General features: G+C 66.5%; 19 protein-coding genes. 8 read left to right on the forward strand and 11 right to left on the reverse strand.

The window, feature by feature from the left end:
- The first annotated feature begins 54 nt into the window (after positions 1-54).
- On the forward strand, positions 55-867 hold the full coding sequence (locus ACZ46K_RS05290; RefSeq protein WP_464747053.1) for a mycofactocin-coupled SDR family oxidoreductase: 813 nt from the start codon (positions 55-57) through the stop codon (positions 865-867).
- Between the two features lie 32 nt (positions 868-899).
- On the opposite strand, the gene ACZ46K_RS05295 is transcribed toward ACZ46K_RS05290, so the two are convergent.
- The 6 genes from ACZ46K_RS05295 to ACZ46K_RS05320 form a co-directional block, all read right to left on the reverse strand.
- Positions 900-2,042, reverse strand: a complete 1,143-nt coding sequence (locus ACZ46K_RS05295; protein WP_464747055.1) for an XdhC family protein — start codon at positions 2,040-2,042, stop codon at positions 900-902.
- The gene (locus tag ACZ46K_RS05300) at positions 2,035-3,138 is read right to left on the reverse strand and encodes a vWA domain-containing protein (protein ID WP_464747057.1); all 1,104 of its coding nucleotides are present in this window, start codon (positions 3,136-3,138) and stop codon (positions 2,035-2,037) included. The genes ACZ46K_RS05295 and ACZ46K_RS05300 overlap by 8 nt, the downstream gene beginning before the upstream one ends.
- 3 nt (positions 3,139-3,141) lie before the next feature.
- Positions 3,142-4,035, reverse strand: coding sequence for an AAA family ATPase (locus ACZ46K_RS05305; protein ID WP_464747059.1), 894 nt, complete (start codon positions 4,033-4,035; stop codon positions 3,142-3,144).
- Positions 4,036-4,044: 9 nt separating this feature from the next.
- Positions 4,045-4,839, reverse strand: a complete 795-nt coding sequence (locus ACZ46K_RS05310; RefSeq protein ID WP_464747061.1) for a CPBP family intramembrane glutamic endopeptidase — start codon at positions 4,837-4,839, stop codon at positions 4,045-4,047.
- A 71-nt stretch (positions 4,840-4,910) separates the two neighbouring features.
- On the reverse strand, positions 4,911-5,681 hold the full coding sequence (locus ACZ46K_RS05315; RefSeq protein ID WP_464747063.1) for a thioesterase family protein: 771 nt from the start codon (positions 5,679-5,681) through the stop codon (positions 4,911-4,913).
- A gap of 14 nt (positions 5,682-5,695) precedes the next feature.
- On the reverse strand, positions 5,696-6,331 hold the full coding sequence (locus ACZ46K_RS05320) for an SACE_7040 family transcriptional regulator (protein WP_054807492.1): 636 nt from the start codon (positions 6,329-6,331) through the stop codon (positions 5,696-5,698).
- A 108-nt stretch (positions 6,332-6,439) separates the two neighbouring features.
- Between ACZ46K_RS05320 and ACZ46K_RS05325 the strand changes: the two genes are divergently transcribed.
- Genes ACZ46K_RS05325 through ACZ46K_RS05345 form a run of 5 tightly spaced genes read left to right on the forward strand, consistent with a single transcriptional unit; the run spans position 6,440 to position 12,534 of the window.
- Positions 6,440-8,035, forward strand: a complete 1,596-nt coding sequence (locus ACZ46K_RS05325) for a carboxyl transferase domain-containing protein (protein WP_464747065.1) — start codon at positions 6,440-6,442, stop codon at positions 8,033-8,035.
- 5 nt (positions 8,036-8,040) lie between these two features.
- Entirely contained in the window at positions 8,041-10,071 is a 2,031-nt protein-coding gene (locus ACZ46K_RS05330) for an acetyl/propionyl/methylcrotonyl-CoA carboxylase subunit alpha (protein WP_464747067.1), read from the forward strand.
- Positions 10,068-11,240: an acyl-CoA dehydrogenase family protein gene (locus ACZ46K_RS05335; RefSeq protein WP_054807820.1), complete on the forward strand. Its 1,173-nt coding sequence runs from the start codon at positions 10,068-10,070 to the stop codon at positions 11,238-11,240. Before ACZ46K_RS05330 ends, ACZ46K_RS05335 begins: the two co-directional genes overlap by 4 nt.
- Entirely contained in the window at positions 11,237-11,719 is a 483-nt protein-coding gene (locus ACZ46K_RS05340; RefSeq protein WP_054807821.1) for a MaoC family dehydratase, read from the forward strand. Before ACZ46K_RS05335 ends, ACZ46K_RS05340 begins: the two co-directional genes overlap by 4 nt.
- Positions 11,716-12,534 carry an HpcH/HpaI aldolase/citrate lyase family protein gene (locus tag ACZ46K_RS05345; protein ID WP_054807822.1) on the forward strand — a complete coding sequence of 273 codons (819 nt, stop codon included), beginning with the start codon at positions 11,716-11,718 and terminating at the stop codon, positions 12,532-12,534. The genes ACZ46K_RS05340 and ACZ46K_RS05345 overlap by 4 nt, the downstream gene beginning before the upstream one ends.
- 26 nt (positions 12,535-12,560) lie before the next feature.
- Here the strand turns inward: ACZ46K_RS05345 and ACZ46K_RS05350 are convergent, their stop codons facing one another.
- Positions 12,561-13,343, reverse strand: coding sequence for an IclR family transcriptional regulator (locus ACZ46K_RS05350; RefSeq protein ID WP_464747070.1), 783 nt, complete (start codon positions 13,341-13,343; stop codon positions 12,561-12,563).
- A gap of 199 nt (positions 13,344-13,542) precedes the next feature.
- Here ACZ46K_RS05350 and ACZ46K_RS05355 point away from each other — a divergent pair, with 199 nt between their 5' ends.
- Both ACZ46K_RS05355 and ACZ46K_RS05360 read left to right on the forward strand, forming a co-directional pair.
- Positions 13,543-14,304 (forward strand): CoA transferase subunit A, encoded by a 762-nt coding sequence (locus tag ACZ46K_RS05355; protein ID WP_464747072.1) that lies wholly within the window; start codon positions 13,543-13,545, stop codon positions 14,302-14,304.
- 2 nt (positions 14,305-14,306) lie between these two features.
- Positions 14,307-14,963, forward strand: a complete 657-nt coding sequence (locus ACZ46K_RS05360; RefSeq protein WP_464747074.1) for a CoA transferase subunit B — start codon at positions 14,307-14,309, stop codon at positions 14,961-14,963.
- A gap of 49 nt (positions 14,964-15,012) precedes the next feature.
- Here ACZ46K_RS05360 and ACZ46K_RS05365 read toward each other — a convergent pair whose 3' ends face one another.
- From ACZ46K_RS05365 to ACZ46K_RS05380, 4 genes are all read right to left on the reverse strand, one after another.
- On the reverse strand, positions 15,013-15,510 hold the full coding sequence (locus tag ACZ46K_RS05365; RefSeq protein ID WP_054807241.1) for a DnaJ family domain-containing protein: 498 nt from the start codon (positions 15,508-15,510) through the stop codon (positions 15,013-15,015).
- Between the two features lie 42 nt (positions 15,511-15,552).
- Positions 15,553-15,939 (reverse strand): VOC family protein, encoded by a 387-nt coding sequence (locus ACZ46K_RS05370; protein WP_054807242.1) that lies wholly within the window; start codon positions 15,937-15,939, stop codon positions 15,553-15,555.
- 143 nt (positions 15,940-16,082) lie between these two features.
- The gene (bfr, locus tag ACZ46K_RS05375) at positions 16,083-16,559 is read right to left on the reverse strand and encodes a bacterioferritin (RefSeq protein ID WP_054807236.1); all 477 of its coding nucleotides are present in this window, start codon (positions 16,557-16,559) and stop codon (positions 16,083-16,085) included.
- A 49-nt stretch (positions 16,560-16,608) separates the two neighbouring features.
- The gene (locus ACZ46K_RS05380) at positions 16,609-16,806 is read right to left on the reverse strand and encodes a (2Fe-2S)-binding protein (RefSeq protein ID WP_054807237.1); all 198 of its coding nucleotides are present in this window, start codon (positions 16,804-16,806) and stop codon (positions 16,609-16,611) included.
- Positions 16,807-16,818 lie beyond the last annotated feature (12 nt).

Below are 16,818 nucleotides of genomic sequence, written 5' to 3' on the forward strand. Positions count from 1 at the left end.
CTTCGGCCACATCCGCACCTTCTGCCGAAGCCTCCGACGGCGAGAGGAACGCACATGGCCCGGCTCGACAACAAGATCGCATTCATCACCGGAGTTGCCCGTGGTCAGGGTCGTGCGCACGCCGTGCGGCTCGCGCGTGAAGGCGCACAGATCGTCGGCATCGATCTCGCCGGTCCCCTGCCCGGCGTCCCCTACGATTCGGCGACCCTCGAGGACCTCGAGGAAACGAAGCGGCTCGTCGAGGCGGAAGGCGCGAAAGCGCACCTGGCACAGTGCGATGTTCGCGACCTCGACGGCGTGAAAGCGGTGGTCGAGGAAGGGGTCGCGCGTTTCGGCGGCCTCGATGTGGTGGTCGCCAACGCCGGTATCTGCATCCCGCAGACCTGGGACGAGGTCACTCCCACGAGCTTCCGCGACACCCTCGACATCAATGTCACCGGCGTGTGGAACACGGTCACCGCGACCGCGCCGCACCTCATCACCCGCGGTGGCGGGTCGATCGTCATCACCAGCTCACTCGCCGGTGTGAAGCTCCAGCCGTTCATGGTGCACTACACGACCAGCAAGCACGCGCTGGTCGGCATGGCCCGCGCATTCGCGGCGGAACTCGGGCAGCACGACATTCGTGTCAACAGCATTCATCCCGGCGCCGTGAACACCCCGATGGGTTCGGGAAGCATGCGCGAGCGCATTGCACAGACCGCGGAGTCCAATCCGCGCCTGGGCGGCATGACCATGCCGTTCCTGAACAAGTACATGGCGGAAGCCGACGAGATCGCGAACATGGTCGCGTTCCTGGCCTCCGACGAATCCGCGTTCGTCACCGCCCAGAGCCTCGCGATCGACGGCGGAGCCCAATACTTCTGAGCAGGGCTTTCGGCCGAATGTCCCTTCGGTCATCAGCGGGGCGGGTGCGGCAAGAGTTCCTCGTGTGTGTGGATCGGTCCCTGCCGGTCCGCCAGGCGTTGCCCGCGTCCGCCCCACCGCAGCGCGATGATCTCGGCACCGATCGACACGGCGGTCTCCTCGGGGGTGCGAGCACCGAGATCGAGGCCGATCGGCGAACTCAGCTTGGCGATCTCGTCCTCGGTGATGCCGATCTCGCGCAGTCGGGCCAGCCGGTCGTCGTGCGTGCGGCGTGAGCCCATCGCTCCCACGTAGGCGACGTCGATCCGCAAGGCCACCTCGAGGAGCGGCACGTCGAACTTGGGGTCGTGGGTGAGCACCGCGATCACCGTGCGCTGGTCGACCCGCCCGGCCTCGTGCTCGGCGGCGAGATAGCGGTGCGGCCAGTCGACGACCACCTCGTCGGCCGCCGGAAAACGCGCGGGGGTCGCGAACACGCCGCGCGCGTCGCACACCGTCACCCGGTAGCCGAGGAACGAACCGAGTGTGGCCATCGCGGCCGCGAAATCGATCGCGCCGAACACCAGGAGACGGGGTCGCGGTTGGAAGGCATTGACGAACACCGACATGCCTACACCGCGTCGCTGACCGTCGGGTCCGTAGTGCAGGGTTCCGGAGCGGCCCACGTCGAGCAGGCCGCGCGCGTCGTCGGTGATCGCGTCGGTCATACGAGTGGAGGGAAGCTCGCCGTCCGCTCGGTCGGGCCACACCACCATGCGTCGCCCGACCACGGCGGGATCGGGATGTTCGGTGACGGTGGCGACCGCGACGGGCTCGCCCTCGTGGATCGAGTCGATGACGTCACCGAGCGCAGTGAACTCTGCGGGGTCGATGCGTTCGACGAAGACGTCGATGATGCCGCCGCAGGTCAGGCCGACCGCGAAAGCGTCGTCGTCGGAGACCCCGTACCGCTGCAGAACTGCGTTGCCGTCGCCGATGACCTCTTGGCCGAGTTCGTAGACGGCGCCTTCGACACATCCACCGGACACACTGCCCGTGACGGTGCCGTCGCCCGCGACGAGCATCGAGGCACCGGCTTCGCGTGGCGCGGACCGGAACGTCGAGACGACGGTGCCCAGTGCAACGGTTTCTCCGGCACGGTACCGGCGCTCGAGATCGTCGAGAACATCACGCACGGTGGACCTCCTTCAACAGTTCCTCCAACGTCGCGAGGCTGTGCCCGGCGAGCAGTCGGTCGAGGTGCGGGAGTGCGGCCGAGATCCCGGACTGGATGGGTTCGTAGCCGTCGGCGCCCGCATGGGGGTTGACCCAGAGTACGGCGTGGGCGAGTCGGCGCAGTTGCGCCATCTGTTCGGCCAGCAGCGAGGTATCGCCGCGTTCCCAGCCGTCGGAGAAGATGACGACGACGGCGCCACGTGCGATGCCTCGTCGGCCCCAGCGGTCGAGGAACGCACGCAACGTGTCGCCGAGACGCGTGCCGCCGGCCCAGTCGGGGACGGTGTTCGATGCCGCGGCCAATGCGCGTTCGGGGTCGCGGGCGCGCAGTGCGCGCGACAGACGGGTCATGCGGGTACCGAGGGAGAACACTTCGGTACCCGACGGATTGCTGCGGGTGACGACGTGCGCGAAGCGCAGCAGCGCGTCGGCGTACGGGCTCATGGATCCGGACACGTCGATGAGCAGTACCACCCGGCGTGGGCGGGTCGTGCGGTGGTGCCGGGCGGGCCGGACGGTCTCGCCGCCCGCGGCGAGCATGGCCCGCAGGGTGCGTCGCGGGTCGACTGTGCCGCGTCGTGACGGTCGTAGTCGCGCCGCGGGTCGTCTCGGCGGGTGAGGTTTCAGCAGAGTGAGCATCTCATCGAGGTGAGCGCGTTCGGCAGGGGTGAGTTCGGCGATGTCGCGGTGCCGCAGGACCTCGGTGTCGTCGGCCGCGACCTGGAGTCGCGGCGAGTCGTCGCCTCCGGCGTCGGATCCGGTCGGCGAGGTGAGCGCGGCGACCGTCGCGGTGCGCTGCTGTTGCCCGGTGGTGCGGGAGACCACGGGGAGGTCGCCTCCGAACCAGGCTTCGAACGCGAGGTCGTAGCGGGGAATGTCGTCGGGGTCGCGGCAGAGGGTCGCCCGACCAGCCCAGTACACCTGCGTGGGGTCGCTCGCATCCACTTCGCGGAGGGCGCGGACGTAGGCGTGGGTGGAGTCGAGCGCGACCGGGAGCCCGGCCACTTCGAGGGCCCGCGCAAACCCTGCCACGCCGATGAGGGCGCCCCCGCCCACAGTTCAGCCCGCCAGGAGTCGGTCGAGGCCGGCGCGCGCGACCCGTTCGAGGTCTTCACGATATTTCAGGACTGCGCCGAGGGTTGCGGCGGCGGTCGCGGTGTCGAGCACGTCGCGGTCGAGTTCGATCAGTGCCCGCGCCCAGTCGAGGGACTCAGCGACACCCGGAGGTTTGAGCAGGTCCGCGTCGCGGAGGGCGTGGACGGCGCGGGCGATCTGTTCCGCGAGCGCGGCATCGATTCCGGGGAGCCGGCGGCGCAGGATCGCGATCTCGCGGTCGAGGTCGGGGTGTTCGACCCAGTGGTAGAGGCAGCGGCGTTTGAGCGCATCGTGCACCTCGCGGGTGCGGTTGGAGGTGAGTACGACGAGGGGCGGAACACTGGCCCGGATCTCACCGAGTTCCGGGATTGTCACGGCGTTCTCGTCGAGGACCTGCAGCAGGAATGCCTCGAACTCGTCGTCGGCGCGGTCGATTTCGTCGACGAGAAGCACGCACGGAGCGTCGGTGAGGGCTTGCAGCAGTGGGCGGGTGAGCAGGAATCGTTCGGTGTAGAGGGAACGTTCGGCGGTATCGGCGTCGAAACTGCTCGCGCTTGCGGCTTCGAGTGTGCGCAGGTGCAGCAGCTGCCGGGGAAAATCCCAGTCGTACAACGCCTGTGACGCATCGATGCCCTCGTGGCACTGCAACCTGATCAACGGCAGATTCAAGGCCTCGGCGAGCGCGACGGCCAGCGACGTCTTCCCTGTGCCGGGCTCACCCTCGCAGAACAGGGGCCGGCCCATGCGGAGCGCGAGGAACGCTGCCATCGCGACGCCGTCGTCGGCGAGGTACCCGGTCGATTCGAGCGCGGCCGTCAGTTCTTCGGGGGACCGAATATCCACCGTCATATCTGCCATTGTGCGAGCCTAAGACCTCGTCCACTCGGTGGGGGCGGATGCGGGACGCCGGACGCGCGCCGGATCGGATTTCGTCATCCGCGCGGCGATGAGAACGACCGCAGTTGCTGCTGCGGCCGGTGCGATCAGCAGCCACGGGTTGTCGAAGCCGCCGGCGTCGGCCGTCACCAGGTTCAGGCCGAGGTGGATGAGCGTCGCCGGGATCATGCGCTGCGCGAAACTGCCCCGGGCGATCAGCACCATTGCGAGCCCCATCAGTGCCGTCGAGAGGGCAAACCCCGCGACGAACAGGAGGCCTTCCGACCAGTAGCCGATATGGGTCGCGCCGAACACCGCGCCGAGAAGCAGGGCCGCTACCCATCGGGACATTCGTGATTCGGCGAGATGCTGCAGCGTGCCGCGCCACCCGATCTCCTCGCCGAGGGCCCCGACGGCCTGCGCCGCCAGCACCACCGCGAGCGGTACTCCGGCGACACCGATTCCGGAGCCGAACGAGAAACCGGCCGCGAGAAGTCCCGCGGTGAACACCGCGATCCACACGAGGGCGAGCACGGTAGGCCATACGATCGCGCGGATGGCCACTCGCGGCCACGGCGCCGGAAGGTCGCGTCGCACCGCGAGCCACACGACGGCCGACGCGAGTGCAGGCGCCAGCATGACCAGCGCCAGCACATCCGTGGACAGGCCGGTCGCGTCCTGCACGATCGGGGCGGCGAGCCCACACACCGCCCACACGACGATCCAGAGCAGGACTGCCCGCCACAGCCGAGGGCGCGAGAGGTCGCGTACTGCGGTCCTGCTCACTCGGTTCTCCTTGTCGCGTCGTACAAGATCGTCGATCCGACGGTACGGGAGTCAGTGGTGTGGAGCAGAGTTCAGTTGGGGCGCACCGTGAGGATCTGAGACATCGTGCCGATCGGGCCGTAGGTGTCGTGCAGGACGCTGCTGGTCAGGCCGATACCGCCTGCGCCGAACGACACGGTGGTGTCGAAGCCGACCCATTCCCCTTGCGGCTGCGTGAATACGTGCGCGGTGAGATCGAGGTTGGGGAAGGTGACGCTCTTCGGGTCGGCACGCACCGTCATGCCGTTGGAGATGTCGAAGAGTCGGACGGTGTGCGCGAGGTCGCTGACCTTCTCGTCTGCGAGCAGCGGAATCGGACTGCGCACCCAGAATGAGGCACGTCCTGGCTCGACCTGATTGCGCCGCACTTCGACGGATTCGATGAAACCGCCCGGCCACACCTCCGTGGCATCCCACGGCTCGTGACTTTCGGGTGGTGCGATGCGCTGCAGGGAGGACGCTTCGAGGGCGTCGGTGGCGCCAGGAGTCATCAGCCACGCCCGCAGTCGCACGGCGGCGCGCCCCCCGTGGCTGAGCACGGCTTCGACGAGTTCGATGGTGCGACCGGGGCGTAGCACCGTCACTTCGACGTCCATGTCGCCGATCGGCAGGACTCCGAGGATGTCGTACGACAGGCGACCGATCACCAGCCCATCGCTGCGCCGCGCGTCACGGTCGCATTCGACGACGTGCGCGAGAAGCCCGAATGCGGGTGCAATGTGTTGTTCCTCGATGTTCCATGCGCCACCCACATGCTCGGTTGCGCGGAAGGAATTCGATCCGGTGCGTTCGAAGTACGCCATGTCGTGTCCTTGTCCTACTCGGCGTCGTGTGTGGAATCGAGTGCTGCGAGCGCCATCCGCCGCAGTACGGTGCGGGTGCTGTGCGGTGAGCGCGGATCGGCGCTGTGTGGTGTGGAGTTGATGAGCCCGAACGTCGCATGCGCTATGGTGCGCGCGTCGGATTCGGCGAGTGCCGGATCGATGCGGCACAGCACGCCCACCCAGATCTCGACGTAGCGGCGCTGCAGGGTGCGGACCTGGCGCCGGCCCTCCTCGGTGAGTGAGTGCAGTTCGCGATCCTGGACGCGGATGAGGTCCTGTTCCCCCAGCGCAAAGTCGAGGTGGAAGTCGACGAGGCCTTCGAGTGTCTCGTGGGGGTCGGAAGTGCTCTCCTCGACCGCGGTGCCGCCGGCGAACAGGCGCCGGCTGATGTCGACGAGGATCTCGACCAGCAGCGCGTCCTTGTTGGGGAAATGCCGGTAGACGGCGGGCCCGCTGATGCCGACGGCAGCACCGAGATCCTCGAGGCGCACGCCGGTGAAACCGCGTTCGGCGATCAGGCGTGCTGCGGCGACGAGCAGTTGCCGCCGACGCTCGGCCTTGGCCTGCGACCGTGGCGTGCGTGCGACGGAATCCATCTCGAGGGCCTCCCCTTCGACGGCCTGGTTCATGGCGGACACTCCACTCGTCTGGATGGGAACAACTCGGGTATGGACAACTCGGTTAATGGTAACTAACCTAGCTTTTCAGTTAATGGTGATTAGGTCAATCAACCGAGGATGGTAACCGTGACAACCGCTCACGCGCTCTCGCAAACCAGCCGTGACCAGCATGAACAATTGGTCAGAGGCCTTCGGGAGAAACTCGCTGCCGCCTCCCTCGGAGGCAACGAAAAGTCCCGCGAACGCCACGTCGCGCGAGGGAAGCTGCTCCCCCGCGACCGCGTCGACGAGCTTCTCGACACCGGGAGCCCGTTCCTCGAACTGTCCCCGCTCGCGGCGAACGGCATGTACGACGACGAGTGCCCCGGCGCCGGCGTCATCACCGGTATCGGCCGCGTCGCCGGTCGTGAGTGCGTGATCGTCGCGAACGACGCCACCGTCAAGGGCGGCACCTACTACCCGATCACCGTCAAGAAGCACCTGCGCGCGCAGGAAGTCGCGCTGCAGAACAACCTGCCGTGCATCTACCTCGTCGACTCCGGCGGCGCTTTCCTACCCCGGCAGGACGAGGTCTTCCCCGATCGCGAGCATTTCGGCCGCATCTTCTACAACCAGGCGACGATGAGCGCGCAGGGGATCCCGCAGATCGCGGCGGTCCTCGGCTCGTGCACCGCCGGTGGCGCCTACGTACCCGCGATGAGTGACGAGGCCGTGATCGTCCGCAACCAGGGCACCATCTTCCTCGGCGGCCCTCCGCTGGTGAAGGCCGCGACCGGCGAGGTCGTCACGGCCGAAGAACTCGGTGGCGGCGACCTGCATTCGAAGATCTCCGGCGTCACCGACCACCTCGCCGAAGACGATCGCGACGCACTGCGTATCGTGCGCAACATCGTCTCGACGTTGGGGCCGCGTACCCCGCGCCCGTGGGACGTCGCACCGACCGCCCCACCTGACGCCGACCCCGCCGAGCTCTACGACGTCGTCCCCACCGATTCGCGCACTCCGTACGATGTGCGCGAGGTCATCTCGCGAGTGGTCGATGGCTCCAGCTTCCACGAGTTCAAGGCCGAGTACGGCAAGACTCTGGTCACCGGATTCGCGCGCATCCACGGACATCCCGTCGGCATCATCGCCAACAACGGCGTTCTCTTCGGTGAATCTGCCCTCAAGGGAGCGCATTTCATCGAGCTGTGCGACAAGCGCTCCGTCCCGCTGCTGTTCCTGCAGAACATCTCCGGATTCATGGTCGGCCGCGACTACGAGGCTGCCGGCATCGCCAAGCACGGCGCGAAGATGGTCACCGCCGTCGCCTGCGCGCGCGTTCCCAAGCTCACCGTCGTCGTCGGCGGTTCCTACGGCGCCGGCAACTACTCGATGTGCGGGCGCGCGTATTCGCCTCGCTTCCTGTGGATGTGGCCCAATGCCCGCATCTCGGTGATGGGCGGCGAGCAGGCCGCATCGGTCCTTGCAACCGTGCGTTCCGACCAGCTCGACGCCTCGGGCAAGCCGTGGTCGGCCGAGGACGAAGAAGCGTTCAAGGCTCCGATCCGCGAGCAGTACGAAGACCAGGGCAACCCCTACTACTCCACTGCTCGGTTGTGGGACGACGGAATCATCGACCCCGCCGACACCAGAAAAGTTCTCGGACTGGCACTGTCGACGTGCGCGAACGCGCCGCTCGAGCCGGTCTCCTACGGCGTCTTCCGGATGTGAGCGACATGAGTGACACGAAACGCATCGATACAGTACTGGTAGCCAACCGCGGAGAGATCGCCGTCCGCGTCATCCGCACACTGCGGTCGATGGGCATCCGCTCCGTCGCAGTGTTCAGTGAGGCCGACCGCGACGCCCGACACGTGCGCGAAGCCGACACCGCCGTACTCCTCGGCCCCGCCGCGGCTCGCGAGAGCTACCTGGTGATCGACAAGGTCATCGCCGCGGCGGTCGAGACCGGCGCGCAGGCCATCCACCCGGGTTACGGATTCCTGTCGGAGAACTCGGCTTTCGCTGCCGCGTGTGCCACGGCCGGTATCGCATTCCTCGGCCCGTCCGCGCATGCGATCGAGACCATGGGAGACAAGATCACCGCGAAGGCCGCGGTCTCGGAGTTCGGAGTCCCTGTCGTTCCGGGTATCTCGCGACCGGGCCTGACCGACGACGAACTGATCGCCGGTGCCGCCGAAGTCGGCTACCCGGTGCTGGTCAAGCCGTCGGCCGGCGGTGGCGGCAAGGGCATGCGGCTCGTGCACGATCCCGCCGACCTTCCCGACGCCTTGGTCTCCGCACGTCGCGAAGCCGCGGCGTCGTTCGGCGACGACACGCTGTTTCTCGAGCGTTTCGTTCTGCGCCCGCGCCACATCGAGGTGCAGATCCTCGCCGACAGTCACGGCAACGTCGTCCACCTCGGCGAACGCGAATGCAGCCTGCAGCGTCGCCACCAGAAGGTCATCGAGGAAGCGCCGTCGCCGCTGCTCGACGAGGCCACCCGCGCCCGCATCGGTGAAGCAGCCTGCAACACTGCGCGCAGCGTCGACTACACCGGCGCCGGCACCGTGGAATTCATCGTCTCCGCCGACGAGCCCGACGAGTTCTTCTTCATGGAGATGAACACCCGCCTGCAGGTCGAACACCCCGTCACCGAGATGGTCACGGGCCTCGACCTCGTCGAATGGCAGGTGCGGATCGCCGCGGGTGAGCCCCTCGGGTTCACGCAGGAGGACGTCACCCTCACCGGCCACGCCATCGAAGCCCGCGTCTACGCGGAGGATCCCGGTCGCGGGTTCCTGCCCACCGGCGGCACCGTCGCCGACGTGGTCGAAGCGTATGGTCCCGGCGTGCGAGTCGACTCCGGTCTGCAACCGGGCACTGTCGTCGGAAGCGACTACGACCCGATGCTTGCCAAGGTCATCGCGCACGCCGACGATCGCGCCGGTGCTCTGCGGCGCCTCGACCGCGCCCTCGCCGACACCGCGGTGCTCGGGGTGGTCACCAACATCGATTTCGCACGGTTCCTGCTGGCCGATCCCGAGGTGGTGGCCGGTGCGCTCGACACCGGGCTGCTCGATCGGCGTCTCGGCGACTACACCGCGCCCGAGACCTCCGATGCCGCGCTCGTTGCCGCAGCAGTGCTCCGCTGGTTGCAGCACTGGCCCGACGACACCTCCGATCCGTGGGACGTTCCCGACGGATGGCGCGTGGGCCCGCACCTGCCCACCAGCTACCGGCTCGCGTCCGGCGACCGCACCGCCCACGTGCGCCTCGCGGGAACACCGGTCGCGGGCACCGTGGATGTCGAAGACGGCAGCCAGTATTCGCTGTCTGCAACGCTCGGCGCAGGGACCGGCCGCGATGCAGCCGTCGGCTCGGTCCTCGCTGTCGTGCTCGACGGTCGTCGTCACGTGTTCCGCGTCGCGGAGGTCGACGGCACGATCTGGCTCGCCGACGGCCACGGGAGCGTCGCGGTCCGCGAGGTCCGCGAGGCCAGTGTGCGCGGCGGCGACACCCACACCGGCGACGCCGATATCACCAGCCCGATGCCGGGTGCCGTCATCGCCATGTCCGTCGAAGCGGGCGCCGAGGTCACTGCGGGCCAGACGATCGCCATCGTCGAAGCCATGAAGATGGAACACGCGCTCACCGCCCCGATCGACGGCGTCGTCGAACTGTTCGCTGCCGCAGGTGAACAGGTCAAGGTCGATCAGCTTCTCGCCCGCATCACCCCGCACACAGACACGAAGGAAGAGGCATGACCGAGTCTCCGACGTACCTGGCCACCGGCCAGCTCCCCGACGAATACGAACAGCTGAGGAAGTCGGTCGCCGACTTCGCGCGCACCGTCGTCGCGCCCGTCGCGGCCAAGCACGACGCCGAGCATTCGTTCCCGTACGAAGTGGTGCAGGGAATGGCCGACATGGGTCTGTTCGGCCTGCCGTTCCCCGAGGAGTACGGCGGAATGGGCGGCGACTACTTCGCGCTGTGCCTCGCCCTCGAGGAGCTCGGCAAGGTCGACCAGTCTGTCGCCATCACCCTCGAAGCGGGCGTGTCGCTCGGCGCGATGCCGGTCTACCGCTTCGGTACCGACGAGCAGAAGCAGGAATGGCTCCCGCAGCTCACGAGCGGTCGCAACCTCGCCGCGTTCGGCCTGACCGAGCCCGGTGCCGGTAGCGACGCCGGCGGCACCAAGACCACCGCGAAGCTCGAGGACGGGCAGTGGGTGATCAACGGCAACAAACAGTTCATCACCAACTCGGGCACCGACATCACCTCGCTCGTCACGGTCACCGCCGTCACCGGGACCGACGCGAACGGCAAGAAGGAGATCTCCACGATCCTTGTGCCGGCAGACACCCCCGGTTTCACTGCGGAACCGGCCTACAACAAGGTCGGCTGGAATGCCTCCGACACCCACCCACTGACCTTCGCGAATGTGCGCGTCCCCGAAGCGAATCTCCTCGGACAGCGTGGCCGCGGATACGCGAACTTCCTGCGGATTCTCGACGAAGGCCGCATCGCGATCGCGGCACTGTCGGTCGGTGCCGCCCAGGGTTGCGTCGACGAATCGATCAAGTACGCCAAGGAACGCGAGGCATTCGGGACCGCGATCGGCAACAATCAGGCCATCGCATTCAAGATCGCACGGATGGAAGCACGTGCGCACACCGCCCGCACCGCCTACTACGACGCCGCGGCAGCGATGCTCGCCGGAAAACCGTTCAAGAAGCAGGCCTCGATCGCGAAACTCGTTGCCTCCGAAGCGGCCATGGACAACGCGCGCGACGCCACGCAGATTCACGGTGGCTACGGATTCATGAACGAATACCCTGTCGCGCGGCACTACCGCGACAGCAAGATCCTCGAGATCGGTGAGGGTACCACCGAGGTGCAGCTCATGCTCATCGCACGGGGGTTGGGACTGTGAGCGAGACCGAAAAGCGAATTACTCAGCGTGGTCTGTGGTTCGAGGAATACGAGCTCGGCGCGATCTACGAGCACCGGCCCGGTCGTACCATCACCGAGGCCGACAACACGCTGTTCACGACGCAGACGATGAACACGCAGGCCCTGCACCTCGATGCCGCGTACGCGGCCGGGACGAGCTTCGGTGAGCGACTGGTGAACTCGATGTTCACCCTGTCGACGATGATCGGACTGTCCGTCGCGCAGCTCACGCAGGGCACGATCGTCGCGAATCTCGGGTTCTCCGAAGTGGCGTTCCCGAAGCCGCTGTTCCACGGCGACACCCTCTACGTCGAGACGAAGATCCTCGACAAGCGTGAGTCGAAGAGCCGCCCCGGCGAAGGTATCGTCACGCTCGAGCACACGGGTCGCAATCAGCACGGCGACGTCGTCGGCATCGCGGTCCGCAAGACACTCGTACAGAAGAGGCCGACATCATGACATGGGAATTGCCCGGGCCCGCATGGCTGTTCGTGCCCGCAGACCGGCCCGAACGTTACGCCAAGGCGGCCGACCGCTCCGACGTCGTCATCATCGATCTCGAGGACGCGGTATCGGCAGGCGACAAGCAGACGGCGCGCGACGCGCTCGTCGCGACCCCGCTCGATCCGGAGCGCACAGTCGTGCGCGTCAACCCGGTGGGCACCGCCGACCACGAACTCGACCTCGAAGCATTGCGTCGCACGTCGTACACGCGCGTGATGCTTCCCAAGTGTGAAAGCGCCGACGAGGTGCGCTCACTCGCGTTGCTCGAGGTGGTTGCCTTGATCGAGTCACCGCTGGGAGTGCTCGCAGTCGAGGAAATCGCGAAGGTGGACAACACGATCGGTGTCATGTGGGGTGCCGAGGACCTGGTCGCGGGCCTCGGCGGCAACTCGAGCCGACGCGCCGACGGCACCTATCGGGCTGTCGCACAGCACGCGCGGTCGGTGTCGCTGCTCGCCGCGAAGGGGCATGCCCGCTGGGCGCTGGATTCGGTGTACCTGGACATCAAGGACACCGACGGGTTGTACGAGGAGTCCCTCGACACGGTGGCTGTCGGATTCGACATCAAGGTAGCGATCCACCCCGCTCAGATCGAGGTGATCCGCCGTGCGTTCGCGCCCACGGAAGAGGAAGCCGACTGGGCACGACGCGTGCTTGCCGCTGCACAAACCCAGCGGGGCGTCTTCGATTTCGAGGGCAAGATGGTCGACGGCCCGATTCTGAAGCACGCCGAGCGACTGCTTCAGCGGGTCCCGAGCCGCGCGGACTGACGCTCGCCGGGCCGCTCCCGACAGGGTCAGCGGCCCGGCTGCGGCCGACGTCGCAGGAGTTGAGTGAGCCGGTGCGCCTGGTGCAGCAGCGACTCACCCAGCTCGGCGCGGCGGTCGCCGCGGAAGCGGCTTTCGACGCCTGTGATGCTGAGCGCCCACGTCGGGGTGTCGCGTCGGTCGAACACTGCCGCGCCCATGCCCCAGCTGCCTTCGACGATGAGGGCGGGATTGACCGAGTACCCGGCCAATCGTGTGACGGCGATGCGTTTCTCGATATCGCTTCTCGCGTGGTCGGTTCCCCATTCCGACGAGAGGTCGGTTCTCGACAGGTACGCGTCGATGTCGCGATCGGATAGATGCGACAGGATCGCCAGTCCGGCCGACGCCACACCCAAGGGGAACCGGATCCCGACGTGCAGCACATGGGAGCGTAGCGGGAAGCTGCCTTCCTCGACTGCCAGGCACACGGTCTCATCACCGCGACGTGCGGAGAGGTAGGCGCTCTCCCCGGTTTCCCGGGCGAGGTCTCGTAGAACGTCCCCGGCGACTTCGGTGATGTCGTAGCGCGCGGCCGCGAGTGAACCGAGCAGATACAGTTCCGGGCCCAACGTCCATTTCCCGCTGTCGCGGTGCCGGTCGACGAGTCCTTCGTCGGCGAGCGTGGTGAGCAGACGGTGGACTGTGGGTCTGGCGAGATCGACCTCGCGCGCGAGGTCGGATGTCGACACTCCGTCGGGTTCGTGGGCGGAGACGGCTCGGAGGAGTGCTGCGACCCTCCCGACCAGCTGTCCCTGAGCGCCCGACGTCATAACCGGCAGCATACGTTCACTGGGTGAACACTCTCCGTCGACGTGTTCGTTCAGCGACCAATCGGGAAACGTAACCACGGTGTCCTTGCAATGTGACCGCCCGCACTATTTATTGGTACACAGCAAGAAAGCGTGTTCACCCAGCGGACGCATCCACCTCCGGTGGCGATGCGGCCCACGGACCGGAGAGGTATTGGACTTGGCTTCCAAGGTATTCGAGACGCCCCAGGCGGCCGTTGCGGACATCCCGTCGGGTGCGCTGCTCGCCGTCGGCGGATTCGGACTGTGCGGCATCCCCGACGAGCTGATCGCGGCGATCGCCGCCGGCGACGCCTCCGACTTCGAGGTGTTCTCCAACAATTGCGGCGTCGACGGGCACGGACTCGGGATCCTTCTCGGTGAGAAGCGGATCCGCCGCGTCACTGCGTCGTACGTCGGTGAGAACAAGGAGTTCGCGCGGCAGTATCTCTCCGGTGAGCTCGAGGTGGAGTTGACGCCGCAGGGCACGTTGGCGGAGAAGCTCCGTGCCGGTGGTGCCGGTATCCCGGCGTTCTTCACCCCGGCCGGTGTCGGTACCCCGATCTCCGAGGGTGGTCTGCCGTGGCGGTATGCCGCCGATGGTTCGGTGGAGATCGCGTCTCCGGCGAAGGAGATCCGTGAGTTCCGTGGCAAGCGGTACGTGCTCGAGGAGTCCATCAACGCGGACTATTCGTTGGTGCATGCGCTCAAGGGCGACACCGAGGGCAATCTGGTGTTCAACAAGGCTGCGATGAACTTCAACCCGCTCGCGGCGATGGCCGGCAAGGTGTGCATCGTGCAGGTCGAGGAGCTCGTCGAGCCGGGTGAGATCGATCCGGCGCAGGTGCATCTGCCCGGCGTGTTCGTCGATCGCATCGTGCATACCGGCATCCAGGACAAGCAGATCGAGAAGCGCACTGTCAGCGCTGCGAAGGGAGCGTGAGCATGAGCACCAGTGTGGACACCGCCGAGACCGTCGGGTGGTCGCGGATCGAGATGGCTGCGCGTGCGGCGCAGGAACTCTCGCCGGGCGAGTACGTCAATCTCGGTATCGGTCTGCCGACTCTGATTCCGAACTACCTCCCAGAAGGTGTGCAGGTGACCTTGCACAGCGAGAACGGGATCCTCGGTACCGGACGGTACCCGACCGACGATGAGGTCGATCCGGATCTGATCAACGCGGGTAAGGAGACCGTGACGGTCGATCCCGGTGCGGCGTTCTTCGATTCGGCGTTGAGCTTCGGCATGATCCGCGGTGGTCATATCGACACCGCCGTGCTCGGTGGCATGGAGGTCTCGCAGACCGGGGATCTGGCGAATTGGATGGTGCCGGGCAAGATGGTCAAGGGCATGGGCGGTGCGATGGATCTGGTGCACGGTGCCCGCAAGGTGATCGTGTTGATGGAGCACACCGACAAGTCGGGCAACCCGAAGATCGTGGAGAAGTGCTCGCTTCCGCTCACGGGTGAGGGCGTGGTGCAGCGCATCGTCACCAACCTCGCCGTCGTGGACGTCACCGACAACGGTCTGAAGCTGGTCGAGTGCGCACCTGGCGTGTCCGAAGAGCAGGTGCGGGGTGCCACCGGAGCCTCCCTGGCGTAGCAGCTTCCCTGACGTAGCGCAGCCGACGCTGCCCGCGTGGTTCTGGTAGCTACCGCCACCGGAACCACGCGCGGCCAGCTTTGCTGCGCTTACGGATGGGTTGCTGCGACGGTGGCGTGGCCAGAGCGTCCTTCGCCTGCGTGCGTCGACTCTGTCGCTCGGCACGCCATGTTTCGAGCACGTCGTCGACGTCGACCTTGTGCAGCGGCACGGGTAGGCGGTCCGGCGAGAGCAGACAGGCGGCCACCCGGCGGTTCAGATCGGCGACGAACTGCCGCACGTCCTTCTCCGTCGGAATCGTCCGAACCGACTCGGGCAGGCGTTCGATCTCCTTGCGCACCTGAAGTTCCGGCGGCAACAACGCCTCCCCGGACAAGCCCTCACGCTCGAGATAGGTCTTGATCCACCACATCTCGTCGTTCCCGTGATCCGGGATGGGTTTGCCTGAGCCCGGAAGATTGTCGAAGTCGCCGCGTTCCTGCGCGACGCGGATCTGTCGTTCGATCCACGTCTCGAAACTCACGTCCGGACGCTTCCGCTCGGTCACCTTCACCAGGGTGCCATCACAGACAGCCCGGCGCGAGCGACCTCAGGTCATCGCCGCTTTGGCTTCGTCGCTCAGCTCGACGAGTTGTACGTAGTTGCCGTCGGGGTCGATCGCTGTGGCGAACAGGCTGCCGTCGCGATCTTCGAGCGGGGAATGCCACTTCGTGCCGAGTTCGTCGAGTCTGGCAACGATGTCTCGCGCACCGGTGACCTCGAGGTTGATGATCAGACGCCCGGGTTCGGGATTGAGTGCGCCGATATCGGCGCGACGGTCGAGCATGATGTAGAAGCCGTTGAAATCGAGGACGTCGTATGCGGGTTCGCCGGGGGTGCGTTCGGACTTCACCGAGAATGCGTTCACATACCAGTCGCGTAGGCGCTCGGGGTTCGTGCTCGACAGAAGCATGCTGCCGAGGGAGGGGGCGGCCATGAGGTCTCCTTCCGGACGGGGCCCGACGGGTGCCGTGCCATCCGTCAGGTACCGACCGTCGGATCGGCCGGAACTCATCGCAGACACAGGTGAGGGCGACCCCGATGGGGTCGCCCTCACCTGTTGTTCGTGCTGCTACGTCGTCATTCCTCCGGCGTCACGTGCTTGGCCAGATAGAGCGGCTCACCAAGCTGCTCCAGCAGGTCGAGCTGGGTTTCCAGGTAGTCGATGTGCTCTTCTTCGTCGGCGAGGATCGACTCGAAGATGTTCGCCGAGGTGATGTCGCTGACCGAACGCATGTACTCGGACCCCTTGCGGAGCCGATCACGTGCCTCGACCTCGACGACCAGATCCGATTCGAGCATCTCCTTGACGGTCTGACCCAGCCGCAGCGACCCGAGCCGCTGATAGTTGGGGAGTCCGTCGAGATACAGGATCCTGTCGGTGAGCTTCTCGGCGTGCCGCATCTCATCGAACGACTCGGCGCGCGTGTGCGAGGCGAGTTTCGTCCATCCGCGATCTTCCTGCATCTTCGAGTGAAGGAAATACTGGTTGATCGCCGTGAGCTCGGCTGTGAGCTGCTCGTTGAGTAGTTCTATTACCTTCTTGTCGCCCTTCATGGCACCTCCCGGGGTGAACCATTGGGTTTCACCGCCGGGCAGGGGCTGGCTACACGGCGGTCTCGAGTTCGATGATCTCACTCTGAGAGCGTGCCTGCCGGATGATCGCGGAGATGTTGCGGACGCAGTTGCCACAATCGGTGCCTGCTCGGCACGCCGCACTCACTTCGCGGGTGCAGCGCGCGCCGGCTGCGACCTCGGCTTCGATGTGATGATGCGTGAGTGCGTGGCAACTGCAGACGATCATGAGCCACCATTC

The sequence above is a fragment of the Rhodococcus sp. JCM 9793 genome (genome assembly GCF_055380405.1).

Coding starts and splice junctions, on each gene's coding strand:
- ACZ46K_RS05315 (WP_464747063.1), bottom strand. CDS start 5,681: ATGGCGTACTTCGAACGCACCGGATCGAATTCCTTCCGCGCAACCGAG.
- ACZ46K_RS05350 (WP_464747070.1), bottom strand. CDS start 13,343: ATGACGTCGGGCGCTCAGGGACAGCTGGTCGGGAGGGTCGCAGCACTC.
- ACZ46K_RS05325 (WP_464747065.1), top strand. CDS start 6,440: ATGGTAACCGTGACAACCGCTCACGCGCTCTCGCAAACCAGCCGTGAC.
- ACZ46K_RS05360 (WP_464747074.1), top strand. CDS start 14,307: ATGAGCACCAGTGTGGACACCGCCGAGACCGTCGGGTGGTCGCGGATC.
- bfr (WP_054807236.1), bottom strand. CDS start 16,559: ATGAAGGGCGACAAGAAGGTAATAGAACTACTCAACGAGCAGCTCACA.
- ACZ46K_RS05380 (WP_054807237.1), bottom strand. CDS start 16,806: ATGATCGTCTGCAGTTGCCACGCACTCACGCATCATCACATCGAAGCC.
- ACZ46K_RS05290 (WP_464747053.1), top strand. CDS start 55: ATGGCCCGGCTCGACAACAAGATCGCATTCATCACCGGAGTTGCCCGT.
- ACZ46K_RS05320 (WP_054807492.1), bottom strand. CDS start 6,331: ATGAACCAGGCCGTCGAAGGGGAGGCCCTCGAGATGGATTCCGTCGCA.
- ACZ46K_RS05370 (WP_054807242.1), bottom strand. CDS start 15,939: ATGGCCGCCCCCTCCCTCGGCAGCATGCTTCTGTCGAGCACGAACCCC.
- ACZ46K_RS05330 (WP_464747067.1), top strand. CDS start 8,041: ATGAGTGACACGAAACGCATCGATACAGTACTGGTAGCCAACCGCGGA.
- ACZ46K_RS05335 (WP_054807820.1), top strand. CDS start 10,068: ATGACCGAGTCTCCGACGTACCTGGCCACCGGCCAGCTCCCCGACGAA.
- ACZ46K_RS05305 (WP_464747059.1), bottom strand. CDS start 4,035: ATGGCAGATATGACGGTGGATATTCGGTCCCCCGAAGAACTGACGGCC.
- ACZ46K_RS05345 (WP_054807822.1), top strand. CDS start 11,716: ATGACATGGGAATTGCCCGGGCCCGCATGGCTGTTCGTGCCCGCAGAC.